Origin of the sequence: Mesorhizobium sp. M2A.F.Ca.ET.037.01.1.1 (assembly GCF_003998075.1) — a bacterium.
Lineage (GTDB): Bacteria > Pseudomonadota > Alphaproteobacteria > Rhizobiales > Rhizobiaceae > Mesorhizobium.
Genome location: NZ_RZSA01001672.1, coordinates 1 through 634, shown reverse-complemented (window position 1 = coordinate 634; position 634 = coordinate 1). Strand labels below are relative to the sequence as shown.

Annotated in this window: 1 protein-coding gene; it reads right to left on the bottom strand. The window is 58.0% G+C overall.

All coding sequences use genetic code 11. The features are described 5' to 3' along the window. Nucleotides 1-236: 236 nt before the first annotated feature. The coding region (locus EOA27_RS39135) for a DUF3363 domain-containing protein (RefSeq protein ID WP_127259041.1) at nt 237-634 on the bottom strand (398 nt) is incomplete at its 5' end.

Sequence of the window (634 nt, the reverse complement as noted above, 5' to 3'; positions counted from 1 at the left end):
CGCTTCCATCGGATCGTTCATGGCTGAGAACGGCGACGCGTATAGATAGCTATCCGCCAACGCCGCGAGTTCACGGTCGATTTTGTCGGCGCTCAGCCAACGGAAGCGATACAGGAGGGATGGGATCATTAGGTCGACGATACACGGGCACCAGCATCATACGGTGTTAACATCGACGCCGAAAGCCACTCCCGATCGTCAATTATTCTGAACACCTCCGGACCATTCGCCGAGACTTACGAAACGCTGGGTCCGCTCCTTTGATGCCAGATCGTAAAGGAGACGCTCTCGCGCTGCATAGTGCCGGAGACCGCCTTACCGACGTGACGGTCAAGCACGGGCCGCCATGGAACGAGAGTGAACTCGCGCGACTTCTGGATAACAGCGTATTTGCCGCTCGCAAGTTCGACGGAACTTCGCAGCATACCCTCAATTTGATCTCCACTCCGAGCTTCGGCATACGACAGGCCAAGCTCCTCCGATAGTTGGCCGGCTACACGGTTCAGCTCACGCTGACGCAGCATCGAAATCATGCCAGCGCGGTAGACGACCAGGCCCTGCTCTTCGTTCGCGAGCCCTTGCGCACTCAGCCACTGCTGCCGTTGGATTTGTGCCTCCAGCACCTCACGGCCAA